At 40.7% G+C, this 6,139-nt stretch carries 8 protein-coding genes; 6 read left to right on the top strand and 2 right to left on the bottom strand.

Annotation, left to right across the window (positions count from 1 at the left end):
• The 3 genes from AAF462_09420 to AAF462_09410 all read left to right on the top strand — a co-directional run.
• The coding region (locus AAF462_09420) for an NAD(P)-dependent oxidoreductase (protein ID MEM7009337.1) at positions 1-801 on the top strand (801 nt) is incomplete at its 5' end.
• Positions 802-842: 41 nt separating this feature from the next.
• A complete protein-coding gene (locus AAF462_09415; protein ID MEM7009336.1) occupies positions 843-1,685 on the top strand; it encodes an outer membrane protein assembly factor BamD in 843 nt (280 codons plus the stop codon).
• Positions 1,682-2,137, top strand: coding sequence for a hypothetical protein (locus tag AAF462_09410; protein ID MEM7009335.1), 456 nt, complete (start codon positions 1,682-1,684; stop codon positions 2,135-2,137). Before AAF462_09415 ends, AAF462_09410 begins: the two co-directional genes overlap by 4 nt.
• A gap of 22 nt (positions 2,138-2,159) precedes the next feature.
• On the opposite strand, the gene dksA is transcribed toward AAF462_09410, so the two are convergent.
• Entirely contained in the window at positions 2,160-2,522 is a 363-nt protein-coding gene (gene dksA / locus AAF462_09405) for an RNA polymerase-binding protein DksA (protein MEM7009334.1), read from the bottom strand.
• A gap of 162 nt (positions 2,523-2,684) precedes the next feature.
• Here dksA and AAF462_09400 point away from each other — a divergent pair, with 162 nt between their 5' ends.
• Both AAF462_09400 and mtnA read left to right on the top strand, forming a co-directional pair.
• The gene (locus AAF462_09400; protein ID MEM7009333.1) at positions 2,685-3,587 is read left to right on the top strand and encodes a 50S ribosomal protein L11 methyltransferase; all 903 of its coding nucleotides are present in this window, start codon (positions 2,685-2,687) and stop codon (positions 3,585-3,587) included.
• 59 nt (positions 3,588-3,646) lie between these two features.
• Positions 3,647-4,690, top strand: coding sequence for an S-methyl-5-thioribose-1-phosphate isomerase (gene mtnA / locus AAF462_09395; protein MEM7009332.1), 1,044 nt, complete (start codon positions 3,647-3,649; stop codon positions 4,688-4,690).
• On the opposite strand, the gene AAF462_09390 is transcribed toward mtnA, so the two are convergent.
• Positions 4,687-5,079: a TraR/DksA family transcriptional regulator gene (locus AAF462_09390; protein ID MEM7009331.1), complete on the bottom strand. Its 393-nt coding sequence runs from the start codon at positions 5,077-5,079 to the stop codon at positions 4,687-4,689. The two genes, mtnA and AAF462_09390, sit on opposite strands and share 4 nt — an antisense overlap.
• A gap of 313 nt (positions 5,080-5,392) precedes the next feature.
• Between AAF462_09390 and AAF462_09385 the strand changes: the two genes are divergently transcribed.
• Positions 5,393-6,139, top strand: a 747-nt coding sequence (locus AAF462_09385) for a sodium:calcium symporter (GenBank protein MEM7009330.1), incomplete at its 3' end; no start/stop codon positions are given.

Below are 6,139 nucleotides of genomic sequence, written 5' to 3'. Positions count from 1 at the left end.
GAAAATCATATTATTTTCGGCTACTTACACATAGCGGCAGACAAAAAACTAATAAGTGCGCTCAAGAAAAGCGGGTGCCGCGCTATCGCATTTGAAACTGTTGAGCTTGAAGACGGATCTCTTCCACTTCTCATGCCTATGAGTAGAATCGCAGGAAGATTGTCCGTTCAAGTCGGTGTTCATTTCCTTCAAAAATCTAAAGGAGGTAAGGGAGTTCTTCTTAGCGGAGCTGCGGGCGTGAGAAATGGCAGAGTGACTGTCATCGGCGGCGGCGTTGTTGGATACAACGCTATCCTATCAGCGCTTGGTCTTGGCGCCGATGTCACCGTTATTGATATTAAGGGCGACGTGCTTGAATTTTACTATGATAAATTTGGCGGCAAGGTAAAAACACTGCCTTCTTATCCAGACCTTATTGCAGAGGAGCTTAAAAATTCTGACTTAGTTGTGGGGGCCGTGCTCGTAACTGGAGCGGAAGCGCCTAAAGTTATAAGCAGAGAAATGATTTCTTCAATGGAGCCCGGAAGCCTGTTTGTTGATGTAGCAATCGATCAAGGAGGGTGCTCTGTAACCAGTAAACCAACTACTCACGACAAGCCAATTTATAATAATAACGGCATCTTACATTACTGCGTTACCAATATGCCTTCCTTAGTATCAACAACTTCAACTTACTCACTCTCAAATGCAATACTGCCCTATGTGCTTATAGTCGCTGATGGGAAAATTGATGATGACCCATCACTTTATAAGGGGATTAATATAGACAAGGGCAAACTCCTAATTAACATAAAGAATTAAAACTTGACACGCGCCATTTTATCAAAATACTATTTCACTTAATGAGTAGATTTGTAACGCTTCTTTTTCTTGCTTTTTCCTTAATGTTTGTCGTTAATTGCGGTTCAAGATCAGTTCCCGAAGGACTGAATGACCAGGAGCTGTATGATGCGGCTGTTGAGATGATGAATGAGGAAAAGGGCGGCTTTCCATGGATATTTAGAGGTAAAGACTGGGAGACTATTTTAAACATCCTAAAAGAGGTTCAGCTTAGATATACTTACAGCCCATACGCGACATTAGCAGAGCTAAGAACGGGTGATGTGTTTTTTGAAAGAGGAGAGTATGAACAAGCTGCAATTGAGTATGAGGAGTTTTTAAAGCGTCACCCAGCGCATCCTGATGCAGCCTATGCTACTTATCAACTTGCAAGATCATTATATAGAGAGATAAGCAGCCCTGACAGGGATCCGACAAACACCCGTGAGGCTCTAAAGTGGTTTAATATCTTTGTAGAGAAATATCCCGAATCTCCTTTGGTGGCAAAAGCAGAGAAGAGAATTGTTAAGTGCCGTCAAAGGCTTGCTAAAAGACAGATTTATATAGGTAATTTTTATAATAAACGTAAAAATTATAGGGCTGCGGCCTACAGATATAACGTCGTAGTTGAAGACTACAGTGATACCAAGCAGCTACCCGAGGCTATGTATCTTCTCGGAAGAGCATATGCAAAGCAAAAGGAATACGATTTGGCCAGGGCCACATTAACCGACTTAGTTCAGACATACCCTGATGCGAAATATTCAAGCAAAGCGTCATCACTACTAAGTGATATTGAGGGGAAAACCCCACCACCACCTAAAGAAACTCCTCAAGAGGTATTGGAAGACCCAGCACAAGGATGAAGATACTTTCTTTTTTATTACTCCTATCTATAGCTTTTATAGCTTCATGTGGAAACTCTCAAAATGAAGAGATTGAGAAGCTTCTGGATACAAGAGAAAAGGCATTTGAGACTCAGGATGTAGATCTTTATATGACTCTAATAGATCCTGACTATAGTGTTGAGAAAGACAATAAAGTTTTTGGGCTTGAGGAAGTTAAGAAAGGTTTTTTGTCTAACGTAACACTATTTGATGATTTGAAGATTAGCCATGCTAGCAGAAGCATATATGAGAGGGGCGACACCACGGAAGCTGTTCAGTTAACAGTGGTAGATGCCTCAGTGAATGAGTCAAAAACTAGATTTAAGGTCAATGAGAGGATTAAGTTTTCAAAAATTGATGGTAAATGGCTTATTGTAGAAGAGTCAGATGCTGATTTTCTAGAAAGGTTTGTGTTCGGCGGGTCTAATTAAATAGTATTTCAATTACATAGAATTACTTTCCAAACTGTTTTTCTTCCTGTTCCTGCTCCTCCTTGCACTCTAAACAAAGAGTCGTTTCAGGCCTTACCAAAAGCCTGTCTTCGGTAATATCATCCCCACACGTCTCACATACCCCGTATGTGCCGTCTTCGGTTTTCCGAATAGCTTTTTGGATCTTGGATATTAGTTTTCTTTCTCTATCTCTTGTTCTAAGCTCAATAGAGGTATTAGCTTCAGTCATGGCGCGGTCAAGTGGGTCAGGAAATGTTCCATCCCCTTCGCTCATTCTTGTAACAGTATCTTCAGCTATACCCGTAAGGCTGGCCATTTTCTTTATTAGAATTTCTTTAAAAAACCGGCGTCTATCTTCATTCATAGCTCAAAATTATATCACTTAGCCTAATACCTGTAAATTAAAGAATAGGACGTCCAAGTTTATACTCTTTGGCTTCATACAAGCATATTTCCCAATACACTTTCAAAAATGTGAAATTAAAAGGTAAGATTATTGAGCTTGAATTTTGAGAGGCCATAAACATTGAAAACTGTAGATTTAAAAAGCGAGGGATTATTTAAGTTATCCCAGATTAAGATTGAAGTATCACAGGCGGCAGCTGGCCTGGTGTCCGACTATTTGTTGGGTCTAGGTTCGCTAGGCGTAGCTGAGGATATCCAAAAAAACGGCACTTACCAAGTATCAGCATACTTTCCTATGGAAATAGACATTGCAGATGTTGTGTCAAATCTAGAGCAATACTCAAAGGTTCTAAAAGATAGCCTTCCAGATGTACAGATTGGCAGTTTTACTGCGGAGCACATAGATCAATCCAGTTGGCAAGTGTGGAAGAGTGTGCTTAAGAAAATAAGGGCCGGAAATCGAGTCATAATAAGGCCTCCATGGGAGGATCATAACCCATCTGAGGGTGAGATAGTTGTTGAGATTAACCCTTCACTTGCTTTTGGTACCGGGCATCATGAGACAACCAGACTCTGTGTGGGCGCTATAGAAGAGATAGTTTCACAAAGAGAAGTACAAAATGCTTTAGATATAGGATGCGGCAGTGCAATACTAAGCATATGTGCTTATAAATTCGGAATAGAAGATGTAGTAGGTTTTGACACCGATCCCATTGCAATATCAGAATCAAGAAAAAATGCCAGAAAAAATAATGTAGAGGATAAAATTAAGTTTTTTTGCGGATATCTCTCTAGTGTTAAAGGAGAGTATGATTTAATCGTTGCAAATGTATACATAGAGCCTATATTGGCTATGAAAGAGGACTTAAAATCAAGATTAGCTCAACAGGGCACCTTGGTAATATCTGGAATACCGCATACAAGGCGAGATGAGGCCGTTAGAGGGCTTCATAAAGCTGGTCTTAAGCTTACCAAAGAACACAGGGAAGGCGACTGGGTAGCGCTCGAATTTGCTCACAATTGATAAAAAGCAGCTCTAAAGTAAACTCTAAATTGAATTAGTTCATATATAAGGGGAATTGAATGTCTTCGTTTAAAACCATAGATTGGAAAGATAATAAAGTAGTTATGATAGACCAAACAAGGCTTCCTAATGAGGAAATATATCTAGAATTTAATACCTATGAGGAAGTTGCACAAGCTATTAAAACTATGATAATCAGAGGAGCCCCGGCTATTGGTGTTGCAGCAGCGATGGGTATTGCGCTCGGTGCAAATAATGTAGATACCCAGGATTGGGATAGCTTTGTTGGTGAAGTTAATAAGATTACAGATGTTATTCTAGCTACTAGGCCTACTGCGGTGAACCTGTTTTGGGCAGGTAAGAGAATGCTGCGTGTACTAAATTCTGGAGAGACTAAGAATGTAGCTCAGATGAAAGAGCGTCTCATCAAAGAAGCTATGGTGATGCTTGATGAGGACGTAAATACGTGCAGAAGTATTGGCAGAGTAGGAGCTGAGCTCATCCCTGATAATTCTGTAGTTCTTACGCACTGTAACGCGGGAGCACTTGCCACGGCAGGCTACGGCACCGCACTTGGAGTAATCAGGGGGGCTGAGGAAGCAGGGAAGAATATAAAAGTAATCGCCACGGAAACAAGGCCATTTCTCCAAGGAGCCAGACTTACGGCATGGGAGCTTGATAAGGACGGCATTCCGGTCTCTTTAATAACTGATAATATGGTTGGCCACATAATGAGTAAAGGCATGGTAGACGCGGTGGTTGTAGGGGCTGATAGAATTGCAAAAAACGGCGACGTTGCAAACAAGATCGGAACCTACTCCATTTCAGTGCTGGCCAAGTCTCATGGGATACCTTTCTATGTTGCAGCTCCAATTTCGACTATAGATTTTGAATGTCCAGACGGTGCATCAATTCCAATTGAGGAGCGGAGCACAGACGAAGTAACACACGTTCAGGGCAAAAAGATTGCTCCTGATGTGAATGTATATAATCCTGCGTTTGACATAACACCTAATGCTAATGTCAGCTCTATTATCACGGAAACGAAAGCCGTGAAAGAGCCTTATATCGTTGGATTGTCTGAATTAATTAAGTCGGATTAACCCCTTTCAAGGTCTTCCTGACATTCAAGACATAGTTTGGTGAAAGGCATAGCCATAAGCCGTTCTTTGTCTATATCTTCATCACAGGCCTCGCAAATCCCATAGGTGCCATTCTCTAGTCTTTTTAGAGCATCGTCAACGTAGGTGAGTTTTTCCCTCTCCCTGTCTGCAAGCATAAGAGCTAGCTCTCTATCTCTGTCACTTGAGGCATGATCATAAAAGTCGCCTATATCATGTTTTAGATGATCAGACTCTGCCTTCATTGACTGAGACACTTCTTGAAGGAGTTCTTTCCTCATTTGCAGCAGCATGACTTTAATATCATCACGCCATGTTTTTCTTGTCTTTTTCGTGCTTTTTTTCTTGGTAGCTTTTTTTGCAGTAGCCATCGTAGTATTAGAGTCTCCTTAGTATTGTTAATGTGAATATACTTAGTGCTATCACAACCTGCTCTAATTACTCATAAAAATCTTATTTATGAGGGATGCATTTCTAAATTTTGTCTCCCCCGCAAGTAATTCTTCGGTTTATTATCTCAAAACCGAAGGTGTATTAAGATAAGTATATAAAATTGTTTGTCAAGGGCGATTTGTTGATATGATAATCATTACTATTGTTTATATGCTATTTCACGGCCATTATCGATCTTGCTTAAAAATATAAATTACTTAAAATAAGGTACTTAATTCAGGGATTTGTCCAATGGAAAATAAATCACCAAAGAAAAGAGAATCCTGGAAATCAAGAACCGGGCTTATACTTGCAGTTGCCGGTGGAGCTATTGGACTTGGTAATTTTTTAAGATTCCCTGTGCAGGCAGCGGAAAACGGCGGCGGGGCCTTTATGGTTCCATATATTATTGCTTTTTTTCTAATCGGTATACCTCTTATGTGGACAGAATGGTCAATCGGTCGATTTGGAGGAGCAAGGGGGCACGGGACTGCGCCTGCTATTTTTAACCTGTTTTGGAAGAGTCCGGTATCTCGATTTTTGGGTGTTCTGGGTATTTGGGTGCCTCTAGTGGTAGTTATTTATTACGTCTATATTGAATCATGGACACTTGGGTATTCACTTCACTTTCTTTTGGGAAGTAGTCCAGACATTGTTGATATAACAGGTAACCACGAAGAAACCCTAAAGCCATACAGCAGTTTTCTGGGCAATTATATAGGCGCTGGTGATGGAAACTTCTTATCGCCATCTATAATGGCCTACGGCGCTTTTATAGTAACTGTAATAATCAACTTAGTGATACTCCTAAGAGGGGTATCAAGGGGTATTGAAGCGTTTGCCAAAATAGCTCTTCCCGCTCTATTTGTCATGGCTCTTATTCTATTTGTAAGAGTTCTAACATTAGAAACTCCAAATGGTACCGCTCTTGAAGGTCTAAACTTTTTGTGGTCGCCTGATTTCAGCGCTCTTATGAGCCCTGGAGTTTGGGTGGCTGCT

Source organism: Thermodesulfobacteriota bacterium, from assembly GCA_039028315.1.
Taxonomy (GTDB): domain Bacteria; phylum Desulfobacterota_D; class UBA1144; order Nemesobacterales; family UBA2774; genus CR02bin9.
This window is presented reverse-complemented; position numbering and strand designations above follow the sequence as displayed.